The organism is Sulfurimonas hongkongensis, from assembly GCF_000445475.1.
GTDB classification, from domain to species: Bacteria; Campylobacterota; Campylobacteria; order Campylobacterales; family Sulfurimonadaceae; genus Sulfurimonas; species Sulfurimonas hongkongensis.
The window spans coordinates 188,957-213,504 of the sequence record NZ_AUPZ01000013.1 but is presented as its reverse complement, the minus strand read 5'-3'; the positions used below and the strand labels follow the sequence as shown (position 1 = coordinate 213,504).

Annotated in this window: 23 protein-coding genes and 1 CRISPR repeat array; of the genes, 22 read left to right on the top strand and 1 reads right to left on the bottom strand. The window is 35.3% G+C overall.

Going from position 1 to position 24,548, the window contains the following annotated elements:
• Nucleotides 1–129 precede the first annotated feature (129 nt).
• The 20 genes from M947_RS21400 to M947_RS21310 all read left to right on the top strand — a co-directional run bounded on the left by M947_RS21400 (nt 130) and on the right by M947_RS21310 (nt 20,995).
• Nucleotides 130–474, top strand: coding sequence for a hypothetical protein (locus M947_RS21400; RefSeq protein WP_021288200.1), 345 nt, complete (start codon nt 130–132; stop codon nt 472–474).
• A gap of 65 nt (nt 475–539) precedes the next feature.
• Nucleotides 540–1,028 carry a type II 3-dehydroquinate dehydratase gene (gene aroQ, locus M947_RS21395; protein ID WP_021288199.1) on the top strand — a complete coding sequence of 163 codons (489 nt, stop codon included), beginning with the start codon at nt 540–542 and terminating at the stop codon, nt 1,026–1,028.
• 2 nt (nt 1,029–1,030) lie between these two features.
• Complete coding sequence (gene folK, locus M947_RS21390; protein ID WP_021288198.1) at nt 1,031–1,519, top strand: 2-amino-4-hydroxy-6-hydroxymethyldihydropteridine diphosphokinase; 489 nt, start codon at nt 1,031–1,033, stop codon at nt 1,517–1,519.
• Nucleotides 1,516–2,790, top strand: a complete 1,275-nt coding sequence (gene flhF / locus M947_RS21385) for a flagellar biosynthesis GTPase FlhF (protein WP_021288197.1) — start codon at nt 1,516–1,518, stop codon at nt 2,788–2,790. Before folK ends, flhF begins: the two co-directional genes overlap by 4 nt.
• Nucleotides 2,787–3,662 (top strand): MinD/ParA family protein, encoded by an 876-nt coding sequence (locus tag M947_RS21380; RefSeq protein ID WP_021288196.1) that lies wholly within the window; start codon nt 2,787–2,789, stop codon nt 3,660–3,662. Before flhF ends, M947_RS21380 begins: the two co-directional genes overlap by 4 nt.
• Before the next feature lie 21 nt (nt 3,663–3,683).
• Nucleotides 3,684–4,019, top strand: coding sequence for a hypothetical protein (locus tag M947_RS21375; RefSeq protein WP_021288195.1), 336 nt, complete (start codon nt 3,684–3,686; stop codon nt 4,017–4,019).
• The gene (locus M947_RS21370) at nt 4,016–4,699 is read left to right on the top strand and encodes an RNA polymerase sigma factor FliA (RefSeq protein ID WP_021288194.1); all 684 of its coding nucleotides are present in this window, start codon (nt 4,016–4,018) and stop codon (nt 4,697–4,699) included. The genes M947_RS21375 and M947_RS21370 overlap by 4 nt, the downstream gene beginning before the upstream one ends.
• A 1-nt stretch (nt 4,700) precedes the next feature.
• On the top strand, nt 4,701–5,804 hold the full coding sequence (fliM, locus tag M947_RS21365; protein ID WP_021288193.1) for a flagellar motor switch protein FliM: 1,104 nt from the start codon (nt 4,701–4,703) through the stop codon (nt 5,802–5,804).
• Nucleotides 5,797–6,663, top strand: coding sequence for a flagellar motor switch protein FliY (fliY, locus tag M947_RS21360; RefSeq protein ID WP_021288192.1), 867 nt, complete (start codon nt 5,797–5,799; stop codon nt 6,661–6,663). The genes fliM and fliY overlap by 8 nt, the downstream gene beginning before the upstream one ends.
• Nucleotide 6,664: 1 nt before the next feature.
• Nucleotides 6,665–7,450: an LOG family protein gene (locus tag M947_RS21355; protein WP_021288191.1), complete on the top strand. Its 786-nt coding sequence runs from the start codon at nt 6,665–6,667 to the stop codon at nt 7,448–7,450.
• Complete coding sequence (gene mnmA / locus M947_RS21350; RefSeq protein ID WP_021288190.1) at nt 7,447–8,472, top strand: tRNA 2-thiouridine(34) synthase MnmA; 1,026 nt, start codon at nt 7,447–7,449, stop codon at nt 8,470–8,472. Before M947_RS21355 ends, mnmA begins: the two co-directional genes overlap by 4 nt.
• A gap of 234 nt (nt 8,473–8,706) precedes the next feature.
• Nucleotides 8,707–9,666, top strand: a complete 960-nt coding sequence (gene cas1f, locus M947_RS21345) for a type I-F CRISPR-associated endonuclease Cas1f (RefSeq protein ID WP_021288189.1) — start codon at nt 8,707–8,709, stop codon at nt 9,664–9,666.
• Nucleotides 9,663–12,959, top strand: coding sequence for a type I-F CRISPR-associated helicase Cas3f (cas3f, locus tag M947_RS21340; protein WP_021288188.1), 3,297 nt, complete (start codon nt 9,663–9,665; stop codon nt 12,957–12,959). The genes cas1f and cas3f overlap by 4 nt, the downstream gene beginning before the upstream one ends.
• Nucleotides 12,960–12,971: 12 nt before the next feature.
• A complete protein-coding gene (csy1, locus tag M947_RS21335; protein WP_021288187.1) occupies nt 12,972–14,219 on the top strand; it encodes a type I-F CRISPR-associated protein Csy1 in 1,248 nt (415 codons plus the stop codon).
• Nucleotides 14,216–15,094: a type I-F CRISPR-associated protein Csy2 gene (gene csy2, locus M947_RS21330; RefSeq protein WP_031348110.1), complete on the top strand. Its 879-nt coding sequence runs from the start codon at nt 14,216–14,218 to the stop codon at nt 15,092–15,094. Before csy1 ends, csy2 begins: the two co-directional genes overlap by 4 nt.
• Nucleotides 15,095–15,126: 32 nt before the next feature.
• Complete coding sequence (gene csy3 / locus M947_RS21325; RefSeq protein ID WP_021288185.1) at nt 15,127–16,143, top strand: type I-F CRISPR-associated protein Csy3; 1,017 nt, start codon at nt 15,127–15,129, stop codon at nt 16,141–16,143.
• A gap of 2 nt (nt 16,144–16,145) precedes the next feature.
• On the top strand, nt 16,146–16,721 hold the full coding sequence (gene cas6f, locus M947_RS21320; RefSeq protein WP_021288184.1) for a type I-F CRISPR-associated endoribonuclease Cas6/Csy4: 576 nt from the start codon (nt 16,146–16,148) through the stop codon (nt 16,719–16,721).
• Nucleotides 16,722–16,860: 139 nt separating this feature from the next.
• Nucleotides 16,861–19,348: direct repeats of the CRISPR family, unit length 28 nt; unit sequence GTAAACTGCCGAATAGGCAGCTTAGAAA.
• A gap of 249 nt (nt 19,349–19,597) precedes the next feature.
• Nucleotides 19,598–20,011, top strand: a complete 414-nt coding sequence (locus tag M947_RS21315) for a Fic family protein (RefSeq protein ID WP_081666493.1) — start codon at nt 19,598–19,600, stop codon at nt 20,009–20,011.
• A 9-nt stretch (nt 20,012–20,020) separates the two neighbouring features.
• Complete coding sequence (locus M947_RS23540; RefSeq protein ID WP_021288182.1) at nt 20,021–20,182, top strand: hypothetical protein; 162 nt, start codon at nt 20,021–20,023, stop codon at nt 20,180–20,182.
• 96 nt (nt 20,183–20,278) lie between these two features.
• A complete protein-coding gene (locus M947_RS21310; protein ID WP_021288181.1) occupies nt 20,279–20,995 on the top strand; it encodes an SIR2 family NAD-dependent protein deacylase in 717 nt (238 codons plus the stop codon).
• Nucleotides 20,996–21,053: 58 nt separating this feature from the next.
• Here M947_RS21310 and M947_RS21305 read toward each other — a convergent pair whose 3' ends face one another.
• Nucleotides 21,054–22,166, bottom strand: a complete 1,113-nt coding sequence (locus M947_RS21305) for an FtsW/RodA/SpoVE family cell cycle protein (RefSeq protein ID WP_021288180.1) — start codon at nt 22,164–22,166, stop codon at nt 21,054–21,056.
• 93 nt (nt 22,167–22,259) lie between these two features.
• Here M947_RS21305 and M947_RS21300 point away from each other — a divergent pair, with 93 nt between their 5' ends.
• Nucleotides 22,260–23,237, top strand: a complete 978-nt coding sequence (locus M947_RS21300; protein WP_021288179.1) for an RluA family pseudouridine synthase — start codon at nt 22,260–22,262, stop codon at nt 23,235–23,237.
• Entirely contained in the window at nt 23,185–24,540 is a 1,356-nt protein-coding gene (locus tag M947_RS21295) for a fibronectin type III domain-containing protein (RefSeq protein ID WP_021288178.1), read from the top strand. Before M947_RS21300 ends, M947_RS21295 begins: the two co-directional genes overlap by 53 nt.
• The last annotated feature ends 8 nt before the right edge of the window (nt 24,541–24,548 follow it).

Sequence of the window (24,548 nt, the reverse complement as noted above, 5' to 3'; positions counted from 1 at the left end):
GAATTATTAGTTGTTGTTATTAAGATACTACGATAAAAATCGTTTAAAAAAACTTAAAGCTTGAGATACAAAGTATAGAATGTGATATAATCTAAGAAATATTTGAAAATTATGTAAAAGGAGATTTTTATGAGAGAGTTTGTAAAGTTTGAAAACTTAGAAGAAGTGTTTAGTGATTTATCTGATGTGTTAAAAAATAGCTTACAAAGAGATATTTTATCTATAAAAAAACTTGTGAAGGATTCTAAAAAATTCAAAAGCTTATCTTCAGAGTTTCCTAAGCTTAAAGATGCTGAGTATGTTATATTTTCAGAGCATATGAAAGGAGAGTTTCATGAGTCAGAATCATATATTTTTGTAGATGCTAAAGGCAGAGATGTTTGCAATATCTCTGGAAGAGAGATGGATCTATACGAGATGATTACTGATTGCAAAAATCTAATAGAAAAAAAACATCACAACTCAAGAGTGTAACTCTTTTTAATAATAGTTTTGTTAAAATGGGCTCTTGAAATTTAAGATTTACAAAAAGGTAGAAAATGAAAATAGTAGTCATCCAAGGTCCAAACTTAAATATGCTTGGCATTAGAGAACAACAAATATATGGTCCTATGAAATTAGAACAAATTCATGCACAAATGAAGGAGTTTGCTAGCCAAAATAGCATGGAGGTTGAGTTTTTTCAAAGTAACTTAGAAGGCGAGATAGTAGATAAGATTCAAGAGTGTTATGGAGATGCAGATGGTATCATCATAAATGCGGCAGCATATACTCATACGTCTATTGCTATAAGAGACGCTATTTCTGCTGTTAATCTTCCAACTATTGAAGTTCATATCAGCAATATCCATCGTCGTGAAGAGTTTAGAAAAGATAGCATGATAGCTCCAGTTTGTACTTCATCTGTTGTAGGTTTTGGCCCTTTTGGATACCACTTAGCGATGGTTGGAATGTTACAAATCATGAATGAGATAAAAGCAGCTCAAGAGATGCAAAAGCAACAACAAGCCGGGCAATCAGCTAAGTAAAAATGTATATAAAGCGTAAGCTAAATGAGAGTCTAATCACTTTTAAGGGCTTGCGTTTTGGCGTGAAGCTAAGAGAGAAATCTTCTCATAGATATAGAGTGACTGTAGGTATTGGTGGAAATGTTGGGGATGTAAAGCGCCGCTTTGAGCATCTCTATATGTTTTTAAAAAGAGATAAAAGAGTAGAACTCTTAGAAACTTCATTGATTTTGAAAAATCCTCCCTTTGGTTTTGTGGCTCAAGATGATTTTTTAAACTCAATAATTGTACTTAAAGTAAGTATGCAGCCTTTGGCTTTTTTAGAGTACTTACATAGAGTAGAGAAAAAATTTGCACGCAAACGAAGTTTTGCAAACGCTCCAAGGACATTAGATTTGGATATTATCTTTTTTGAAAATAGGGTCATAAAAACTCCAAGGCTCACTATTCCACATGAGAGTTGGTCCAAGCGAGAGAGTGTAACTATTCCACTTATGGACATAAAAAGATGAAAATACTTACATTTACAGGTCGCTCTCCATCAGAGGCTCTAAAAAAAGCAAAGTTAGAGATTGGCAATGATGGAATGCTAATAGAGACGCGTGAAATACAGAAAAAGGCACTAGGTAGAGAGCCTCTTTATGAGATAGTAATAGGTATTGAGGAAGATGATATACATCCCACTTATCCTAAAAAACCGACTAAACCTCTAAATCAGCAAAGACCTATAAAAGAAGAGAGTCAAGATGTTCTTTATGATATCTCAAGTGCAGCAGCTCAGATATCTGAAATTGCAAATGTGCGAGATCCTCTGTATGAGTATTCGCCTCAAAAAATATCGCCAAACTCTTATGAGCCAAAAGAGTTAAAAGAGATAAAGAGCGAGATAAATAAACTAGGCGATAAAGTAAAGCTTATTCAAAATATGTTTTGGGATGAAAAAGCACCAACTCTGCAAAGCCAAATCCCTCCAGAGTTTGCCGAGATATATAGACTCGCATCTCAAAGTGGAATGGATAGAGACCATCTAGATGCCATCATGCAGATGACGCTAGAACATATGCCATCAAAGATGAAAGAGAACTCCTCGACGGTAAAGAGATACTTCCAAACTTTACTAAGAAAAATGATACCAATTAGGCGTGAATCTCTTCCAACTGTAGGTACAAAAAAAGTCATTATGCTAGTAGGTCCAACAGGAGCTGGAAAAACAACTTCTATAGCAAAACTAGCGGCTCGTTACTCTTACTTGATGCAAAAAAAATATAAAGTGGGGTTAGTTGTTTTAGATACTTACCGTATCGGTGCGGTTGAGCAGTTGATGCAGTATGCAAGAATGATGAAGCTAGGCATTGAGACTGTAGTTGATCCTCCAGAGTTTTCAACTGCCTTAAACTCCCTAAGGTATTGTGACTATATTCTTATAGATACGATGGGCTCTAGTCCTTATGATAAAGGCAAAATCTCTAAGATTTATGAGTGTCTTGAAGCCAACGATACAGAATATAGCATAGATGTGGTTCTTGTGATGCCAAGTTCCATCAAGTATGATGACCTTAAAGTTACTTATGAAAATTTCTCTAGCTTAAATATAGATACAGTGATGTTTACAAAACTTGATGAGACTAGAGGATTTGGTAATATTTTCTCACTTGCTTATGAGACAAAGAGCCCTATTAGCTATTTCTCAGTTGGACAAGAAGTTCCAGAAGATTTAGTTTGTGCTAGTAGTGACTTTTTAGTCGAGTGTCTCTTAAACGGTTTTAACAGGAGTAAAGCATGATGGGCAATCAAGCTCAAAAGCTACAAGAACTAGTAGCAACTAACTCAGCTAAAAAGTCTAAAAAGACGAGATTTATCGCTATTACGAGTGGAAAAGGTGGAGTTGGGAAGAGTACGATAAGCTCTAACTTAGCCTATGTTTTGTCCCAAAGTGGACTCAATGTTGGAATATTTGATGCAGATATTGGCTTAGCTAACCTTGATGTTATGTTTAATGTAAAGATCAAAAAAAACATCTTGCATGTGTTAAAAGGTGAAGCAAGTGTAAGTGATATCCTCATACCCATAACAAGAAACTTGATACTAATCCCTGGAGAGAGTGGAGATGAGATACTAAAATACTCAGATGCAGCACTTTTTGAGAGGTTTATGCAAGAGGCTCAGGTTCTTGATAAACTTGATGTCATGATAATAGACACTGGTGCAGGAATTGGTGATCATATTCAGATGTTTTTAAATGCTGCGGATGATGTAATAGTTGTAACTGTTCCAGATCCAGCAGCTATAACCGATGCTTATGCAACTATAAAAACAGTAGCACTTTTAAGAAACGATATAGGCTTGATAATGAATCAAGTAAAAGGCGAAAAAGAAGCAGAGGGTGTGTTTGAGAAAATCAAAAAAGTTGCAAAAGCAAATATAGGTGGAGAACTGGATTTGCAGTACTTAGGAAAGATAAATAGCGATATAAAAGTAAGTTCATCTATCAAAAAAAGAGAGCTATTTAGTGCAGTCCATCCAAACTCTCAGCCGCATACTGATATAACAGCAATTGCAAGTAAGATAGCTGCTAGATTGGAACGAAATATGCTGGTAAGTCCTAATGAAAGTGGGTTGAGTGGCTTATTAAAACGCTTAATACAACATTTTTAGTCTATTTTTTGGGGTATATAGATGCTAGGTGAAAATTTTGTATATTTTTTTACAGTTCAAGGCTTTTTTGTAGGAATAATCTTTGGAATATTAAAATCTTTTGATGCAGAGGGGCTTCTTTTATATACATTTTTCATCACAATATTTTTCTATCTTTTTTCTCATGTTATAATAGCTCTGTACTTTAAAACACTCACTGCAAAATCTTACTTTTTTCCTAAAGAGACACATGAGAAAGAGTTAGATTTTTTTGTGGCTGAGATAAACAAGAGAGAAAAACTTATAGACTCTGTATATAAAATAACAGATGCAGCTATGAAGATAAACTCACAAGATTTGCCAGGACAAAAGACATGATCTCCGCCTATACACAAGATATCAAGCATAAAGAAGATGAGCTAGCCATACAGTACTTACCTGCTGTAAAAGCTATGGCTTTTAGACTCAAAGAGAGACTACCAAGCTCTATTGACTATATGGATCTCTTTGCTATAGCAACTGAAGAGTTGATAAAACTAGCAAGAAGATATGATGAGAGTTTAAATGACTCTTTTTGGGGATATGCAAAAAAGAGAGTTTATGGTTCTATGCTTGATTACTTAAGAAGCTTAGATGTTTTGTCCCGCGCTAGCAGAAAACTTGTAAAAGCGATAGACTATGCCATAGAAGAGCATAGACTAACAAATGAAGAAGAGCCAACAGATGAAGAGCTCTCAGAGATGCTAGGAGAGACGGTGGAGAAAATTCATGAGGCGAGAATAGCATCTACTATATACACAGTTATGCCTCTGCATGACCAACTAAATGTTGGAGATGAGGGAGCAGCTCTGGCTCTCATAGAAAAAGAAGAACTTATAGAGATGATAAAGAGTGTTTTGTCTGGTTATAATGAGCGAGAACAGATGATAATACAGCTTTACTATTTTGAGGAGCTTACCCTAAAAGAGATAAGTGAGATTTTAAATATTACTGAGTCTAGAATATCTCAGATTCATAAGTCTGTTATCCATAAAATCAAAGAGAGTGTAGGGGCGTAAAATGGCAGATATACTTTCACAAGAAGAGATAGATGCACTACTAGATGTCGTTGATGATGAAGGTGATGATGTCTTAGAAGACTCAGAAAGTAGCTCTTTTGTACAAAACCAACAAGTAACACTCTATGATTTTAAGAGACCAAATAGAGTCTCAAAAGAGCAGCTTCGTGCATTTCGTGGTGTACATGATAAAATGGCTCGCTCACTAGCATCTCAAATCTCTTCCATCATGCGTTCTATAGTTGAGATTCAACTTCACTCAGTTGATCAGATGACTTATGGCGAGTTTTTGATGTCCTTGCCAAGTCCGACTAGTTTTAATGTGTTTTCAATAAAACCACTAGAGGGAAGCGGTATTATAGAGATAAATCCATCTATCGCTTTTCCAATGCTTGACCGACTTCTTGGTGGAAAAGGTGAACCTTTTGATGCAAATCGAGAGTTCTCAGATATAGAACTAAGCCTTTTTGAGACGATTTTACGTGTTATGATGAGCACATTAAAAGAGGCATGGGGACCTGTTATGGAGGTTTTTCCTGCCATTGAGTCTAAAGAGTCAAGTCCAAATGTTGTCCAGATTGTTGCTCAAAATGAGATAGTTGTGATGGTGGTTATGGAGATAATCATTGGGCATTCCTCTGGAATGATGAATATCTGTTATCCAGTTATTGCACTAGAACCAGTCTTGCCAAAACTCGCAAGCCGTGACTTGATGCTAAATGAGACAAGCTCTAAAAAGAGTAGAAATACAGAGCTTCAAGTTCTCTTAGGTGGTGCTAAAGTAAATGTAGAAGCAAATCTAGGGGATGCAGAACTTACTATGAGGGATGTTTTAGATCTTCAAGTTGGAGATGTTGTAAGGCTCTCAAGTCCAGCTGATGATGTTGTAACTGTGAGCATCGATGGAAAAGATAGATTTAGAGGCGAGATAGGACTTAGAAGATTTAGAAAATCGATTCAAATTACACAGATGATAGATACAGAAAAAGATGCAGTAAAACGTGCACTAGAGAATTTTGAAAATTTAAGACATGAGAAGATTTCTGGAGTTAGAGATATAGTAGATGATGAAGAAAAAACAAAAGAGGAAAGAATAGATGAATGATTTTATGAAACTATTTGAGGACGAGACTGTTGGAACAGTAGAAGCTCTAATTGGTCAAGCACCAACTTTAGAGATAAAAGAGCAACAGGATTTAAGCATAATCTCAAGTATAATTCCTCCTATAGTTCTTGTAAAGTTAAGTGTTAGCGGAGATATAGATGCTAAAGCAATGGTAGCACTTACTCCAAACTTAGCAGCATCACTCTCTGATATGATGATGGGTGAAGATGCAAGTGATAGAGAAGATGTAGGCGATGATGAACTAGATGCTTCAAAAGAGATAGTCTCAAATATTTTTGGTGCCATTGCAAATACTCTCTCAGCACAAAAAGATATACCAGTACTCTCATTTAAGATAGATGATATTGAATTTGTCTCAGACAATAGTGAGATAACTCTGGAAGATTACAGCAAAATGTATGTTTATAAGTTCAATATAGGTGATTTAAATTCTTTGTTTATGTTTATAATAGATGAGAAACTTCGTAATTCTCTTGATGGGAAAAAAGATGAACCAGAAGTAGATTCAAGTCAGTCTGAAGACACTTCTATGCAAAACTGTAACCCTTCTGGAGTAAAACTTACTTCTGAAGAGATGAGCAATATTTCTTTGATAATGGATGTTAAACTTCCTGTACGTGTAAGGATTGGAAAGAAAAAGATGCTACTCAAAGATGTCTTAAATATGGACATAGGCTCAGTTATAGAGCTTAATCAATTAGCAAATGATCCACTAGATATTTTAGTTGATAACCATGTAATAGCTCAAGGCGAAGTTGTAATCATAGATGGAAACTTTGGAGTTCAGATTAAAACTATAGGTTCAAAAAGAGACAGATTGAACAAGTTGAAGGCGTAAATTGAAATCAGAAAAAAAAATATTAACAAAAAAATATGTAAAAGATATAAAATCAGCCAATACTTGGAGTGCTTTTAGAATATTGGCTGACTTTGTAAAAGGCTATAATGAGCTTGGTGAGTTAGGTGAGCTAGGACCAACTGTTACAATCTTTGGTAGTGCTAGAACAAAAAAGAATGATAAATATTACAAACAAACACAAAAGCTAGCATCTATGCTAGCCTCAAGAGGCTTTAACATTATAACAGGTGGCGGACCTGGGATTATGGAAGCAGCAAATAGAGGCGCTTATAAGCATAAAGAGATAGAATCTATAGGTTTAAATATCGATTTGCCTTTTGAACAAGTTGCAAATCCATATACTACGACAGAACTAAGTTTTGACTACTTTTTCTCAAGAAAAGTGATGCTTGTAAAGTACTCTATGGCTTATGTTATTTTTCCTGGAGGATACGGGACTCTTGATGAGCTTTTTGAGGCACTCACACTTATACAAACTGGAAAAGTAACAGGTGTTAGAATCTTTGTCGTTGGGGTTGATTTTTTCCAGCCGCTGATGGAGTTTATAGAAGAGAAACTTGTCGGTAGTGGAATGATTGATAGAGAAGATTTTGAGATTATAACATTTACAGACGACCTAAAGGTTGTTAAAAATGAGATAGAGCAATCACTCTTAAAGCAGATGGAAATGCTTAAAGAAGTTGGGCTTGAAGACTCTTCATACTACAAAGCTCTGCGTGATTTCTGTTCTCTTAAAAAAATAAAATTAAATAAGAAAAAGAAATGAAAAAAAAAGTATTAGTTGGTATGAGTGGGGGAGTTGACTCTACGGTCTCAGCTCTCTTACTAAAGCGAGATGGTTATGAAGTTGAGGGACTTTATATGAAGCTTCACTCAAAGCCAAACTATCATGAAATCCACCTTGAGCGTGCAAAAAAAGCTGCCAAATTTGTTGGTATGAAACTTCATGTCCTAGACCTGCAAGATACTTTTAATGAGAAGGTTTTTCAGCCCTTTATAGATACTTACGCAAAAGGTGAAACTCCAAATCCGTGTGCATTGTGCAACAGAGGGCTAAAGTTTGGAGAGATGGTAAAGTTTGCAGATAGAGTAGGGGCTCGCTATGTTGCTACTGGGCACTACATCAAGACTGATGGAGAATACTTTTACCAAGCTGATGATGATACAAAAGATCAGAGCTACTTTCTGTTTTATGTAAAAAAAGAGATTTTACCAAGGTTGATATTTCCTCTAGGAGAGCGTAAAAAGAGTGATATAAAAGAGTTTGCAGCTTCCATAAAAGGACTAGAATCTTTTGCATCTCAAGGTGAATCAAGTGAGATTTGTTTTGTTGAGACTACTTATACTGACTTGCTAAAAGATTACGTACAAGTAGACAATGTTGGAGAAGTCTTGGATAGAGATGGAAATGTAGTTGGCGAGCATAAGGGCTATATGCACTACACCATAGGAAAAAGAAAAGGCTTTACAGTTTTAGGCGCACATGAACCTCACTATGTCTTAAGCATAGATGCCACTAAAAACCAAATCACAGTTGGAAAAAAAGAAGAACTAGCATGCAATAGTTTAACCATAAACAATCTAAATATGTTTAATGACAAGCAAGAGTTTGATACAAGCGTGAAGCTAAGATACAGAACAAAAGCAGTCGCGTGTCATGTAAAGATAGAGCAAGATAGAGCATCTATAACTTTAAAAGAGAGCGTTTTTGGAGTAGCTATAGGTCAAGCCGCCGTTTTTTATGATGATGATAAGCTTATTGGTGGTGGATGGATTTGTGGGGTTTAGAAGTAAATTTTTAAATGGAATGCTTTGAATAATTATTAAGCTAGATCCTGAATCAAGTTCAGGATGACGGTTTGCTTGTTTAGAATGACGAGTGTCCTGTAGAGTTCATGATGACGCGTGTCCCGTCATTCCGTGCTTGACACGGAATCTAGTCTATAGATTAGCCAGAGGGTTCAATTATATATTATACATATGCTTAAAGTAGAAATGTTGCTTATATTTTAGGAGTTAAAATTGGAAAACTTAACAGACTTAAAAGCTATCTTACACTCAAAAAGAGCAAATATATACTATCTTGAGTATTGCCGTGTAATGCAAAAAGATGGAAGAGTTCTTTATCTTAGTGAAGTTAAAAAAGAGTATCAGTACTGGAATATTCCTATTGCTAACACTACTTGTTTACTTCTAGGAACTGGAACTTCGATAACGCAAGCTGCTATGAGAATGTTAGCACAAGCTGGAGTTCTTGTAGGTTTTTGTGGAGGTGGGGCAACACCTTTGTTTATGGCAAATGAGATAGAGTGGTTTACTCCACAGAGTGAGTATAGACCAACAGAGTACATACAAGGCTGGATGCAGTTTTGGTTTGATGATGCCAAGCGACTTGAAACTGCTAAAAGGTTTCAAATAGCAAGAATCGAGTTTATACAAAAAGTTTGGACTAAAGATCGTGAGCTAAAGTTAGAAGGTTTTGATGCAAAAGATCCTGAGTTAGAGCGTATGTTTTCTAGCATTTCAACAAGTATTGCCAATGCGTATAATGTTGGAAAGCTTCTTCAACTTGAAGCAGATTTTACTAAAAGACTCTACAAATATGCAGCTCAAAAGACAAACTTATCAGGTTTTACTAGAGAACACAAGAGTGCTGACTTAGCCAATGATTTTTTAAACCACGGAAATTATTTAGCATATGGTTTAGCTGCGACTACTCTTTGGGTTTTAGGAATTCCTCACGGTTTTGCAGTGATGCATGGTAAAACTAGAAGAGGTGCCTTAGTCTTTGATGTGGCTGATCTTATAAAAGATGCTCTTGTTTTACCATGGGCATTTATCTGTGCTAAAGAGAAGATGAGTGAAAAAGAGTTTCGCTCACAATGTTTACAAAATTTTGTAGAGCATAAAGCATTAGACTTTATGTTTACGCAAGTCAAAGAAGCCTCAGCTTACTACTTACCCAAAGATAAAAAATCATGATGGTTATTTTTGTCTCACAATGTGAGAAAAATGCCCTTAAAAAATCAAGAAGAATTTTAGATAGTTTCGCCAATCGCATCGGAGACAATACTTGGCAGACTATCATTACTGGGGAGGGGTTAGGAGCTGTTTTTAAACTACTTAGAAAAACCGCTTCAAAAAGTACTGCTGTAAGTTGCCACTGGATACGCAGTCGCAGTCGTAGCGACTTTTTATGGGTTGTAGGGAATAAGGATAGATTTAATGAAGCTGGAGTTGTTCCTGTTCACTGGACAGCTAAAACTATTTTAGATAACTATAAAGAGAGTGAGTGGAAATATATGCCTCTCATTAAAGCTCTAACAGCACTCTCTGCTCTTTTTCATGACTGGGGAAAATCAACAAAACTCTTTCAAGATAAGCTAAAACCAAATAGTAAAATCAAAGCTGACCCCATTCGTCATGAGTGGATAAGTTGTCTTTTGCTTAACGCTTTTATCTCTCAAAACAAAGAGAACTGGTTGCATCGTTTGAGTAATGGCGAGATTGATGAGACTTTACTTATGGCTAATGCTAAAGATGTAAATGAAAAAGCATTACAAAATCTTCCATCCTCAGCACAACTTGTAATGTGGTTGATAGTTTCTCATCATAAGTTACCAAGTACAGCTACTTCTAAATCAATTATTGCTAATAAATACAATGGCGTAGCTTCTTTTTCTATAGAGGACACACTCCAATACATTCAACAATCGTGGGGATATGAAAATAAAATGGATGAAAAAGAGTATCAAAAACACTTAGAACAATGTTTTATATTTCCTCATGGGCTTTTGAGTAACTCTTCTAAATGGCTAACTCTTGTCAAACGCTGGGCAAATAAACTACTTGCACAGCAATCCCTTTTAGATGAAGCCATTAGTGATGGCAGTTATAGAGCTGTTTTGCATCATAGTAGGCTTTGTTTGATGCTAGGTGATCATAACTACTCTTCACAAGAAAAAGACCCTAACTGGAGAGACACAACAGGGCTTTACGCAAATACTCATTCTAAAACCAAAGAGTTAAAACAAAAACTTGATGAACATTTATGTGGTGTTTATGAAAGTGCTACAGCTGTCGTTCATTATCTGCCTATGTTTGAACACAAATCTCCTTTTGTACAAAATAACAAAGTCTTAAAAAAAGCAAGTCCAAAAGAGTTTTCTTGGCAAGATAAAGCGGTTACAAAAATAAGAGAAGTGATGCAAGAAGAATCTAAAAAAAGAGGATTTTTTGCTGTTAATATGGCAAGTACAGGATGTGGAAAAACTTTTGCAAACGCTAAAGTGATGCAAGCCATCTCTAGTGATGGTAATTCTATGCGGTATGTTTTAGCTTTGGGGCTAAGAACTTTGACCTTACAAACAGGGGATGAATATAGAGAGAGGATGAAGTTAGACAAAGAGGAACTAGCTGTTTTGATAGGCTCAAAAGCAATTATGGAACTTCATGAAAATCAAAAAAAAGAAAATGAGAATGAACAAAAGAGTGATTTTGGTTCTGAGTCTTTAGAGAGTTTGCTTGATGAAGAAGTTATCTATGAGTTTGATATTCCAGATGATGCACTCAAAACAGTTTTAAAATATGAGCGAGACAAAAAGTTTTTGTATGCTCCAGTTTTAGTTTGTACAATAGACCATCTTATGGGAGCGGTAATTACAAAAAAAGGTGGGCGTTATATATTGCCAAGTTTGAGGATGCTCTCCTCTGACTTAGTTATAGATGAGATAGATGATTTTAGTGGCTCTGACCTTATCGCCATCGGTAGATTGGTTCATTTAGCAGGAATGTTAGGGCGTGGTGTGATGATTTCATCGGCTACAATTCCTCCTGATTTGGCAAAAGGGTATTTCAACGCCTATAAAAAAGGCTGGCGACTCTATGTAAAAAGCCATGAAGCAAAAAATAAAATAGTGTGTGCATGGATAGATGAGTTTAAAACAGATGTAAAAGAGATAGATAGCTTTGAGAGTAAAAAAGCATTGGATACGTATGAAGAAAATCACAATCATTTTATAGATAAACGAATAGAAAATCTACAAAAAGAGCCTGTAAAAAGAAAAGTAGAGATAGTAGAGTGTCATGAAGAGTTAGAAGATAATGAGTTTGAAGAGGATGAGACAAAAACAGATGTTTATTTCTCTAAAATAAAAGATGCAATTATACAAAAACACAAAGAGCATCATACTATTGATAAAAAAAGTAATAAACGCATCTCTTTTGGAGTAGTAAGAGTTGCTAACACACCTCCTTGTGTAGCTTTGAGTAGATATTTGGCGATGGCTGATTATGATGATGTAGAGCTAAAGGTTATGGCTTATCACTCAAATCAAGTGTTGCTTTTGCGTCATGAACAAGAAAAGCATCTTGATGCTGTATTGAAGAGAAAAGAGAAAGAAGATGAAGAGCCAGAAGCGTTTAAAGACGAAATAATTCGCTCTCATATAGATGCAAGTCAAACGCAGGATGTTATATTTGTTTTGGTTGCTACGCCCGTAGAAGAGGTTGGGCGAGACCATGATTTTGACTGGGCTATTATAGAGCCATCTTCTTTTCGTTCTATCATTCAGCTAGCAGGGCGAGTGCGAAGACATAGAGTAGGCGAAGTAGTTGCGCCAAATATTGGCTTGATGCAATACAATTATAAGGCTTTTAAGGCTAGTGATGCAGAGGGGAAATATTTTAACCGACCTGGATATGAGGAAAATAAGCAACTTAATACTCATAATATTTCAAAACTAATAGATGCAAATGAAATATCTAAAAGACTAGATGCACGAGCGAGGATTAAAAAACCTCAAAAGCTAGATGAAAAAAATTCTTTGATAGATTTAGAGCATTACATGACACAAAAAGATTTAACCTCTTTTGATAAAATAGGGGCTAATACTTTTGAGGGCTACCTAAATGAGAGTTGGTTTTTAACAGCACATCCTCTTTATTTTCACCCTTTTAGAGAGAGTTTAAAAAATACAAACATTTTTTTAGTTTATAGCAAAAAAAATGACAACTACTATTTTGCAGAGTTAGATGAGTATAAAAATCTGATAAATAGAGAAGAGATATTACAAATTAGTAGAGTGGAGGATAATATAGATGCAACTAGATTGTGGTTACATCGAGATTATGATGCACTAGTAAAAGAGTATGCGACAAAAAACAATCAAACAAAAGAGGAGGTGTCTCTCAGATATGGAGAATTGAACTTTATAGTATATGAAGAGAGTTCTGAGTTTGAATATAGTGACCAGTTTGGGTTGGTAAGATTATAAGGAGTAAATATTGTGATAGAAGAAGTATTATCTAAATTTTTTGACGAAAGAAAAGAGATTTGGATGAAAAAGAATCAGAAAAGTTCTATGTCTGATGAAGAGGTAATAAAACTTCAAGCCGATTGTGAGGAAGCACTATCACTAGAAAAATGGCTTCCTGATGCTGCAAAAAGAGCAGGGCAGATTTCTATATCTACACACCCTTGTACTTTTTCTCATCCAAGTTCAAGAAAAAATAAAAATGGCTATGTAACACCAATCATTGCAGATGCAAAGAGACAAAATGATGGACTACTTAGAAGTGGAAATGTAGAAGTTGAGAGTGATGCCTTAGGAAATGCAGCTGCCTTAGATGTTCATAAGTTTTTAAACCTTGTTATGAGTGATGGAAAAAAACTAATATCTCATATAGAGCTAGAGAGCCAGTTAGCAAAATCAATTTTGACTATTAAAAATCATACCTATGAGAGCTTAAGAGATGGTTTTTTAAAGATGATAAATTCATCAAATGATTTAGTTACAAGTGAGAAAATTAAGCAAGTCTATTTTCCTGTTAATCAAGACTACCACCAGCTCTCTATATTAAGTAATTCTGGGATTATGTATCATTTAAAAGAGCGTATTAATATTATGCGTTTTGGCGATGAGGTCAAAGAGAAGCGAGACAAAAGAAAAAAAGCAGAGTATTGTGAGAGCGGATATAGTGAAATTTATGGTTTAACCACTATAGGTTTTGGAGGAACAAAACCCCAAAATATTTCTGTTTTAAACTCTAAAAATGGAGGCAAGGCTTATTTACTACTCTCAATACCACCAGTACTAAAAAAGAGAAATATCTACTTTCCAAAAAGTAATTTCTTTCAAGATTCTATAAGAGCTTGGGAAGTTTCAGAAATTTTTGATGCATTGCATCGATTAGCTAGTACAGATTATAACAATGTTGATATTCGTAATGGTCGTATTCGTAGATATGGACAGTTAATGGATAAAATTATTGAGAAGATGTGGACTATTCGCTTTGTTTCTATAGAACAATATTATGAAAAAAACTCTAAATTAAAATCTCATCAAAAAATCTGGCTTTCGCATCTCTATGAAGAAGAACGAGACAGTGAAGATGCATGGCTAGATAAACTAGAAAAAGAGATAACTCGCTGGATATTTCAAAGCTATGAAAAAAGAACCAATAAAAAGTTTGGAATTGAAGAGAAAAAAGATATAGCAAACTTAGTACATGAACATAGGGAGGCACTACGATGATACGACAATTATTATTATTGCCTCATATAAAGGTACACAACGCAAATGCACTCTCAAGCCCATTTACTATAGGTTTTCCAGCTATGACTGCATGGTTAGGTGCTACTCACGCCTTACAAAGAAAGTTAAATGTTGATGGCTTTAAGGAGCTGAAGTTTAAAGCAACTGGAGTGCTAAGTCATAAAGCAGATTTACAAACTTTCAAAGGTGTTGGAGATTATGTTCATTCTATTGTGGGAACAGGTAATCCTTTGGACAAAGATGGTAACCGCCCCTCATTTATAGAAGAAGCTCGAATACATCTTGATGTAAGTTTGGTTATTGAGCTTGATGGCTTAGAAAAAATGGAAGAAGAGCGATTTTTAGAGAGAGTACATCATCATTTACTAGGTCGTATGAAAATGGCAGGTGGAGATGTTTTATCATGTAAAAAACCTACATTGTCAAGGTTAGATGATGAAGAGGAAGATGAACTAGTCCGCTTTAGAAAAAAACTTATGCCGAGCTATGCTATTGTAGAGCGAAAAGATTTGATGATAGAAGCTATGGAGAGTGGAGTAGATGCAGTTGATGCTATATTAGATTATCTTTCATTACACCATAATTGCGAAGAAGAAAATGAAAAAATAGTTTGGAGTAGTAAGCGAAAAGTCTCAGGTTGGTTAGTTCCAATCGCTGTAGGTTTTCAAGGAATCTCGCCTATTGGAAAAGCTAAAAACCAAAGAGATGCAAATACTCCTCACCGTTTTGCAGAGAGTGTTGTAACTCTTGGAGAGTTTAAAATGCCATATAAAATGACATCAATAGATGAGATACTATGGCGTTATAGTTATGATGAAGAGAACTCTCTTTATCTTTGTGAACAAAAAAAGTAATAAAAATAATTAAAACATAAAAGGAAAAACAAATGGCAAAAGTAAAAAATGCAATCGCATCTGTTTTATCGTTTGAGAAAAAGTTAGTACCATCTGATGGTTATATGTATGGAACAACTTGGGAGAACAGAGATAAAGAAACCCCTTTAAAATTGGTTGAAAAATCAGTAAGAGGAACAATAAGTAACCGCTTAAAAGATGCAGTGAAAAATGACCCTTTAAAGCTTAATGCTGAGGTAGAAAAAGCAAACCTGCAAACGGTAGATAGTTGTGCACTAGGAGAGGAACAAGATACGCTCAAGCTTCACTTTACTCTTAAAGTTTTAGGTGGCATCAAAGAGCCATCAGCGTGTAATGATGCTACTTTTTTAGAGACTTATAAAAATGCTGTAGGTGCGTATATTGAACAAGAAAAGTTTAGTGAACTAGGTCGTAGATATGCTCTAAATCTAGCTAATGCTCGCTTTTTATGGCGTAACCGTGTCGGAGCAGAGCAGATAGAAGTTCAAGTTAAAGATTTAAAAAGTCAGCAAGTATGGACATTTGATGCAAAAGAGTTTAGTATCCGCTCTATAGAGAGTAGCCATAAAGGTGTCATCTCATTAGGCGAGAAAATAGCCAGTGCATTAGCTAGTGAAGATGACTTTTTGATGTTAGACATAAACTGTTATGCACAAGTTGGAAAAGCACAAGAAGTTTATCCTAGTGAAGAGTTGGTTCTAGATAAGGGTCAAAGTAAAAAAAGTAAGGTTCTTTATACTGTTGATGAGGTAGCATCAATGCACTCCCAAAAACTAGGTAATGCTCTTAGAAGTATAGATACTTGGTATAGTGAGTACGCTACTGAAAATAGACCAATAGCCATAGAACCTTACGGAGCTGTTACTAATCTAGGTCGTGCTTTTAGAACACCAAAAGAGAAGCAAGACTTTTTCACTTTTTTTGATAAATTTGCTACAGGCACAACACTAGATAGTAAAGATGAAGAGCACTATGTCATGGCTGTTTTAGTTCGTGGTGGTGTTTTTGGCGAGAGTTCAAAGTCGTAATCATGAAATACTACATAGATATAAAACTACTAGGCGATACTGAGATATCACTCGGGTTTATTTGGCAAAAAGTTTATGCACAGATGCATTTAGCATTGGTCGAGCATAAAGATAGTGATGGTATGTGTAGAGTAGGTTTTGCTTTTCCTCACTATAAAGAAGTTTTTCCACTTGGAGATACACTTAGATTATTCTCAGATGCAAAAGAAGAATTGTCATCTTTAAATACACATGAGAGGTTAAAAAATCTTTTAGACTATGTAACAATAAGTGAGATTAAAAAAGTTCCACTTAACATTGGTGAATATGCAACCTTTAGCAGAAAACAGTTTAAATCAAATCCTATAAGATTAGCAAGAAGATATGCTAAAAGGCATGAAAAAACGCTAGAAGAGGCTCTAGATGTTTATAGCGGTATGAGTGCACAAGAGACTAAATTACCATTTGTAATGATGAAAAGTAACTCTTCAAACCAGCAGATGAAGATATTTATAGAAAAAAATATTTGTTTGAAAGAACAAAAAGGTTTATTTAATCCTTATGGCTTAAGCAAAACTTCAACTGTACCATGTTTTTAGTATAAAAACACCTAAATTTTTTCATAGCTTTAAGAACCCCTAAAACAAGTGCTTTGAAGATGCTATGAAAAATAAAGGTTATTTAAGTAAATATATCTCAAATACTCGATATAGTAATGTTTTGAGATATCATTTTGCTGTAAACTGCCGAATAGGCAGCTTAGAAACTTAGTCGCTTTTTAACACCCTCCAAGACGCTGTAAACTGCCGAATAGGCAGCTTAGAAAACTAACTCACATGTCAACAGGTTCGCGGCTAAGTAAACTGCCGAATAGGCAGCTTAGAAATCAATTCAGATATGTCCGTAAATGGTTGGCTGGTAAACTGCCGAATAGGCAGCTTAGAAAGTGGTGCCTAATCAGAGCGTCATTGACGACTTGTAAACTGCCGAATAGGCAGCTTAGAAAGCTTAATACCAACCTCCGCAGAATCAGTCCTAGTAAACTGCCGAATAGGCAGCTTAGAAAACTCTTGTGTGCTTCATCCCATAAGATAGTATGTAAACTGCCGAATAGGCAGCTTAGAAAAAAAGCTCAATTAGTGATAGCGGATATTCCATGTAAACTGCCGAATAGGCAGCTTAGAAAACTCGGAGTGTTAGACTAAGAGATATAATGGGGTAAACTGCCGAATAGGCAGCTTAGAAAATTCAGGAATACCCATTTGGTGTAAGTAACTAGTAAACTGCCGAATAGGCAGCTTAGAAATACACCTCACACATTTCGCTAATTAGAGCTTTGTAAACTGCCGAATAGGCAGCTTAGAAAACTCATAAAGCTCTCTTATACTCATAGTGTTTGTAAACTGCCGAATAGGCAGCTTAGAAAAACAAATAAACCTCCTTGACCGTAATTTTTTAGTAAACTGCCGAATAGGCAGCTTAGAAACCGCAAATTTACCTGCCGTAGCAGTAACTACAGTAAACTGCCGAATAGGCAGCTTAGAAAATTCTCAAAGATAAAATAAGGGGTTACTATGGGTAAACTGCCGAATAGGCAGCTTAGAAAATTACTGCGTTGTTGCCAGAAACTCCTAAGTTGTAAACTGCCGAATAGGCAGCTTAGAAAACCTGCAATTCATTTTAAACATTATTGCATTTGTAAACTGCCGAATAGGCAGCTTAGAAATACAAACTCTTTTAGGTGTGATTTTAGTGTAGGTAAACTGCCGAATAGGCAGCTTAGAAATATAGTGAACTGTTGGAAAAACTAGACGATGAGTAAACTGCCGAATAGGCAGCTTAGAAAACAAAACCGCTACTTTTAAAGTCGATGCCTACGTAAACTGCCGAATAGGCAGCTTAGAAATACTACAATATCTGCGGATATGTTTTTATCAAGTAAACTGCCGAATAGGCAGCTTAGAAATGGTGTATCTACGAAGATGTATTCATAATCTTGTAAACTGCCGAATAGGCAGCTTAGAAAAAACCAAACAATAGCACAAGCCAAAGACCATGGTAAACTGCCGAATAGGCAGCTTAGAAAATTATATAAGGCTTCATTTTGAGAATCTTCAAGTAAACTGCCGAATAGGCAGCTTAGAAACATCCTTGGTGCAGTTCGTGGCAAGTTCTTTAGTAAACTGCCGAATAGGCAGCTTAGAAACAACAGCCACAAGAGTCAACGATGATGATACAGTAAACTGCCGAATAGGCAGCTTAGAAATTTAATTTCAGGACAAAATTCAAACGAAGTTAGTAAACTGCCGAATAGGCAGCTTAGAAATATATTAAGTATTCTGAATATTTTTCTCTACAGTAAACTGCCGAATAGGCAGCTTAGAAATGGCCAGCCGGGCTTGTCGTGTTGGAATGGGAGTAAACTGCCGAATAGGCAGCTTAGAAATTATTTTGATAGTGGGTATGTCTCAACTACCCGTAAACTGCCGAATAGGCAGCTTAGAAAAATATGATGAAGTTTATGTAGCTGTTAAATCAGTAAACTGCCGAATAGGCAGCTTAGAAAATTACAAACTGAATAGCTGGTGTAGCAACATCGTAAACTGCCGAATAGGCAGCTTAGAAAAATAATATCTGAGCCTTTGATACCCTCATTAAGTAAACTGCCGAATAGGCAGCTTAGAAATGAGTATGCATTTGTCTCTTTGTCATAAGTTTGTAAACTGCCGAATAGGCAGCTTAGAAATTTTTCTACATACAAGACATACGAGCTTAATAGTAAACTGCCGAATAGGCAGCTTAGAAAACTAGCTTTTCAAAAGCACTGCTCCAGTTTCCGTAAACTGCCGAATAGGCAGCTTAGAAATCTATCGCTTCGCCGTTTGCTAGCGTGACAATGTAAACTGCCGAATAGGCAGCTTAGAAATGAATATTCAGCAGATGTTGAAGTTGCAGCAAGTAAACTGCCGAATAGGCAGCTTAGAAAAATTTCCTCACAACGACTCAGTTCTTCTCCAAGTAAACTGCCGAATAGGCAGCTTAGAAATATAGAGATACTTCAAAAGAAAGACAATCTTCGTAAACTGCCGAATAGGCAGCTTAGAAATTGAGTATGTAATGGTAACGCAGGGAGAGGATGTAAACTGCCGAATAGGCAGCTTAGAAAATTTCACAATTCGCACTCTATCCATAGCATATGTAAACTGCCGAATAGGCAGCTTAGAAATAACCACAATAGCCCAAGCTGTCAAGCGCAATCCAAAAATGTACCAAAACGCAGTGCAAAAGTGCACCACTTCGTAACACTTATTTAACTGAAATATCTAAAAATTTTAATAGTAAACATTATAAATGAAATAAAATACCAAAGAGGGATACTAGATGGTATGACAAAGCTTTTTTAATGAAGATGATATTAGAAAAATCAAAATCGATGCACTTACTGATGAGTCTGTAAATAGATATTTAACAGAGGGTGAGATTTTTAAACGAGAGAGTATTCGTTCATATTTTAGACAAGGTGGAAGTTGTATCTGTTGCAATTGGGTTTGAGAAAGTACGCTATAAATCGGTGCCAGTCTCAAACATAGATAAAGACATTGTAAACTTTTTAGACTACTGTAATAACAGTGATGAAAATATTTATATAAAATGTGCAATAGCCCATCTTTGGTTTGTATCTATCTATTCCTATGATGAAGGAAATGGAAGAATAGCAAGAGCTATTACAGCCTACATACTTTTAAAACACGCTTCAGGCAGTGAGTTTAAACTCTATTTTGTATCTACCACTATAAACAACAATAGAAAAGCATATTATACTACTCTAGACAAAACTACAAATCTCTTTTATAATAGAACTTTTGATATTACTTCTTGGCTTATTTAGCATCTTAGTGTGTTAAAAGATGCAGTGCAATGTGCACTTAAAAATATAGAGCATCTTATAGAAAAAACAAAGTTTTGGGATATACATAGGAATCAACCACTCAATGAGGGGCAGATAAAAGTTTTAAATAAGATTTTTGATTCGGAGTTGGTGGGGGGGGTGGATGTATAAAACACAAAGAGGGTACATCTGGAAGAAATGTAAGTTATGTTGTTGATATTTAACTAATAAGTTGAGTGAAATATCTATAAAAAGGAAAAAACTAACATGGCAAAAGTAGTGATTTTAAGTGGCGCTGGGATAAGTGCTGAGTCTGGTATAAGTACTTTTAGAGATAGTGAAGGACTTTGGGAGCACTATGATATAAAAGATATCTGCACGGCTGGGTGTCTTGAGACAAACAGAGAGACGACTATAGAGTTTTATGATAAGAGAAGATTAGATTTAGCAGATAAAGAGCCAAACAGAGCACATAGAGTTATAGCAAGATTAAAGGCTAAATACAAAGATGATATAGCTATCATCACTCAAAATGTAGATGATCTTTTTGAAAAGGCGGGCATTGCACATGAAGATATAGTGCATCTGCATGGATATTTGACAAAAGTTGAGTGTGAGAAGTGTGGGTTGGTTTATGATATAGGTTATAAAAAAACACAAGATAGTTTTAATGGTAAATGCCCAACTTGTGCAAGTGGGAAAATCCGACCTTTTATTGTAATGTTTGGCGAAGCTGCTCCTATGTATGCCAAGATAAATCAAGAGATAGATGACTGTGAACTTTTGGTCGTCATAGGCACAAGTGGAAATGTTATAGCGGTAGATATTCTTAGCTCCTATGTGGATAGGACAATTTTAAACAATCTTGAGCCAAGTATTACTATAAATGATGAGTTATATACAAAAGTGCTATATAAAAAAGCAACAGAGGCAATAGATGAGATAGCTAGTGAGATAGAGATATTTTTAGAAAAAAGAGTTTAAAATGTTAACACTATATTTTAAATAGGCTTTTGATAAACTCTATAAGAAAATAAAATTTTTATAAAAAGCTCTTAGTCCCTCTTACATCATACATATCTTTATACCTAAAAGTAATAAGATTTTGCATGATGGCAAAGAGAATCATGAAGTTTATAAAACTACTTCCTCCATAGCTAAACATAGGCAGAGGAACTCCAACAACTGGGGCGTAACCTATTGTCATAGAGATATTTACTCCCATATATATAAAGATCATAAAAGAGATGGAGATGCTAACTACTTTTATGAAATAGTCCGTATTGTAGATACTAAGACTCATAAGATGAAGAATTAAGACAACATATATAAGTATGATAGCTAAAGCACCTAAAAAGCCACTTCTCTCGACTAAAAAAGCAAAAATAAAATCGCTTGTAGAGATGGGAAGAAATCTCATCTGAGTCTGCGTTGCATCATCTTTTGACTTTCCTGTTAATCCTCCTGAACCTATGGCTATGATGGACTGTTGTACATGATATGATGGCTTTTCACTTAAAAAGTCTGTTATTCTTGTTTTTTGATAATCATGAAGAGCAAACTTAAAAACAAGAGGCGAAACTAGTAAGATAGTAGCAAGAATTGTTATCCAAATCTTCCAATAGACTCCAATGTAAAAAAGTACGCCATATCCGATGAGCATTAAAACAAGGGCGGTTCCTAGGTCGGGCTCTTTAACTATAAGAGTAAATGGTAGCAAAATATAAAAACTTATCTTTAAAAAATCTTTTAGTCTATATCCATCTGGGGGGGGTGGGTTTTTGTGGATAAGGTAGGCTAACATAAGGATAAGAGCTGGTTTTACAAACTCTGATGGCTGTATGGTTGCATCTATAAAAGGGATATTTATCCATCTCTTTGCACCTAGTCTTGAGTGTCCAAAAAATTCAACTGCAAACAAAAGAGCAATATTTGCCCAGTAGATAAGAGGAATAAGCCAGCTCATTCTACGGATAGGGAGTAAAAAAACAAATAAAAACGCGATCACTGCAACTCCAACATAAGCACTCTGTTTTTGTGCAAGAGCCGGCACTACTTCTCCTATAAGCCAGTTTGAAGTTACTACAAGAGGTATGATAAGGATAATAGAAAAAAAATCAAATTGTGCTAAAATACGCTTATCAAATCTCCACAAGTTTGTAACTCCATAAAAAATTTATAAATTGTATCACAAAAGAGTTAAAGAGCTTTTTTGTAGAGGTACTAAGTTTATCCACAAAGGCACAAGATGAGCGAGACAAAGAGCTTTGTTTGTAATGAACCACAAAGACTAGATGCATTTCTTGCATCACAACTAGAAGATACCCGCTCACAAATAGCAGCTTTGATAAAGAGCGGATTTGTAAAAGTAGATGATAAGTCTACTATAAAAACTGGACTAAAATTAAAAGAGGGACAGAGTGTTCTTATAGAGCTTGTAGAGGCAAAACACACCAAACCTCAAGAGATTGACTTTGATGTAGAGATACTCTATGAAGATGATGATATCTTAGTTATTAACAAACCAAGCGGAGTTACAGTCCATCCAGCGCCGAGTGTAAAAGAGCCTACTTTAGTTGACTGGCTAAAACACAAAGGTATAAGACTCTCTACTATCAGTGGGCAAGAGAGACATGGAATAGTTCACAGACTAGATAAAGGAACAAGTGGCGCTATGGTTGTGGCTAAAAATAATGAAGCCCATGAGTTTTTATCTCTTCAACTCCAAGACAAAAGTATGGGAAGATACTATCTCGCAGTTATAAACCCACCTCTAAAAGAAGAGTTGACTATTATAGAGAAAAATATCTCAAGAAGCCATCACAACAGACTTAAGATGGCTTGTAGTAATGATGGAAAATCAAAAACTGCAAAGACTATGTTTAAGGTTTTAGCACACTCTAGCGATGAAAAATTTCAACTTATCGCATGTAAACTCTTTACTGGAAGAACGCATCAGATAAGGGTTCATTTAGAGAGTATAAATCGTCATATCTTGGGTGATCACATCTATGCACAGAGTCCAAAAATGGACAAATCGGAACGCATATTGCTTCACGCTTATATAATATATTTTACTCATCCAAAAAGTAAAGAAAAACTTTTTTTTAGTGCGTCTTTAGATAATGCAACAAAAGAGTTTATAGATAAAAAATTTGATATGGAGCAGATTAATGAAGTTACAAACACTAGCACTATTTTGCGCAGTTTCTCTACTACTATTTAGTGGTTGTGGTGGTATTTCACCAAAGCCAAGTGATGAAACTAAGATAGATAAAACACTACCCATAGTAAAGCTTACCCAAAATGGCGTAGTTGAAGATATGAACTCAATAGCTTTTGAGTGGAATGCTATAACAGATGAGAGAGTAAAAGGTATTTATGTTTATAAGCAAAGAAACAACCTAGAAGGTAGTGAACTTCGTCATTATAAAACTCTTGAAAATCGTTTTACAACTCACTTTTTAGACAATGATGTTATTCCAAACACAAGCTACACATATAGTTTTAAAACATTTTCTAAAAATGCAGAGTCGCAAATGAGCGAGATGAAGATTGTAAGCTCGCTTCCAGTTTTACAATCAGTTGTTTGGATAAAAAGTATAGAAAATATGCCAAGAGCTGCAAAAATAATCTGGAGACCACATGCAAACCAAAAGGTAAAATCATACATTATTGAGAGAAAAACCTTAGAAGAAGAGAGTTGGAAAAGAATTGCTACTATAGATGGAAGACTCAATGCTGAGTACATAGACACAGGACTAAAAGATGACTATGTTTATAAGTATCGTGTAAAAGTTGTGACATTTGATAATATCACATCAACACCTAGTGAGATAGTCCAAGTTGTGACAAAACCACTTCCAAACCCTGTTAAACACATCGTAGCTACTACTGATTTGCCAAGAAAGATAGAGATAAACTGGGAAAAATCTGAGGCAAAAGATTTTGCTAGATATCATCTTTATCGTTCAACGAGTTCAAATGGAAGTTATGAGCTTATTGCAAAACTTTATAACCCTACATTTACAGATATTGTAGAAGAAGATGCAAAAGAGTATTTTTATCGCGTGAGTGTAGTTGAAAAAAATGGACTTGAGAGTATTCATAATAAGATATCAATCCAAGGCATAACTCTTATGAAGCCTCAAACTCCATCTCTATTAGAAGCGAAGTTAGTGAACAACAAGATAGAAATAAATTGGAAAAACAAAGATAGCAGAGTTGTGAAATATAGCGTGGTTAAAAAATCTAAAACTGGTTGGTTTGATGCTAAAGAAGAGGAGTTTGTAGATATAAAAGGTTTAAAGTTTACTGACCCTGAGATAGGACCAAATACTACTTACTACTACAAAGTTTACGCCATAGATGCTTATGGAATTAAATCAAAACCTAGCATAGAAGTTCAAGTTAAAACACCAGCTGGTGTTAGAGATAACTCTAAAAAAGAAGAGATAACACAAGATAAACCTTCTAGACCTGTTAACAAAGAAGTAGAGGTAATTGTACCTACTCAAGATTTTAACTAAATGAGAGC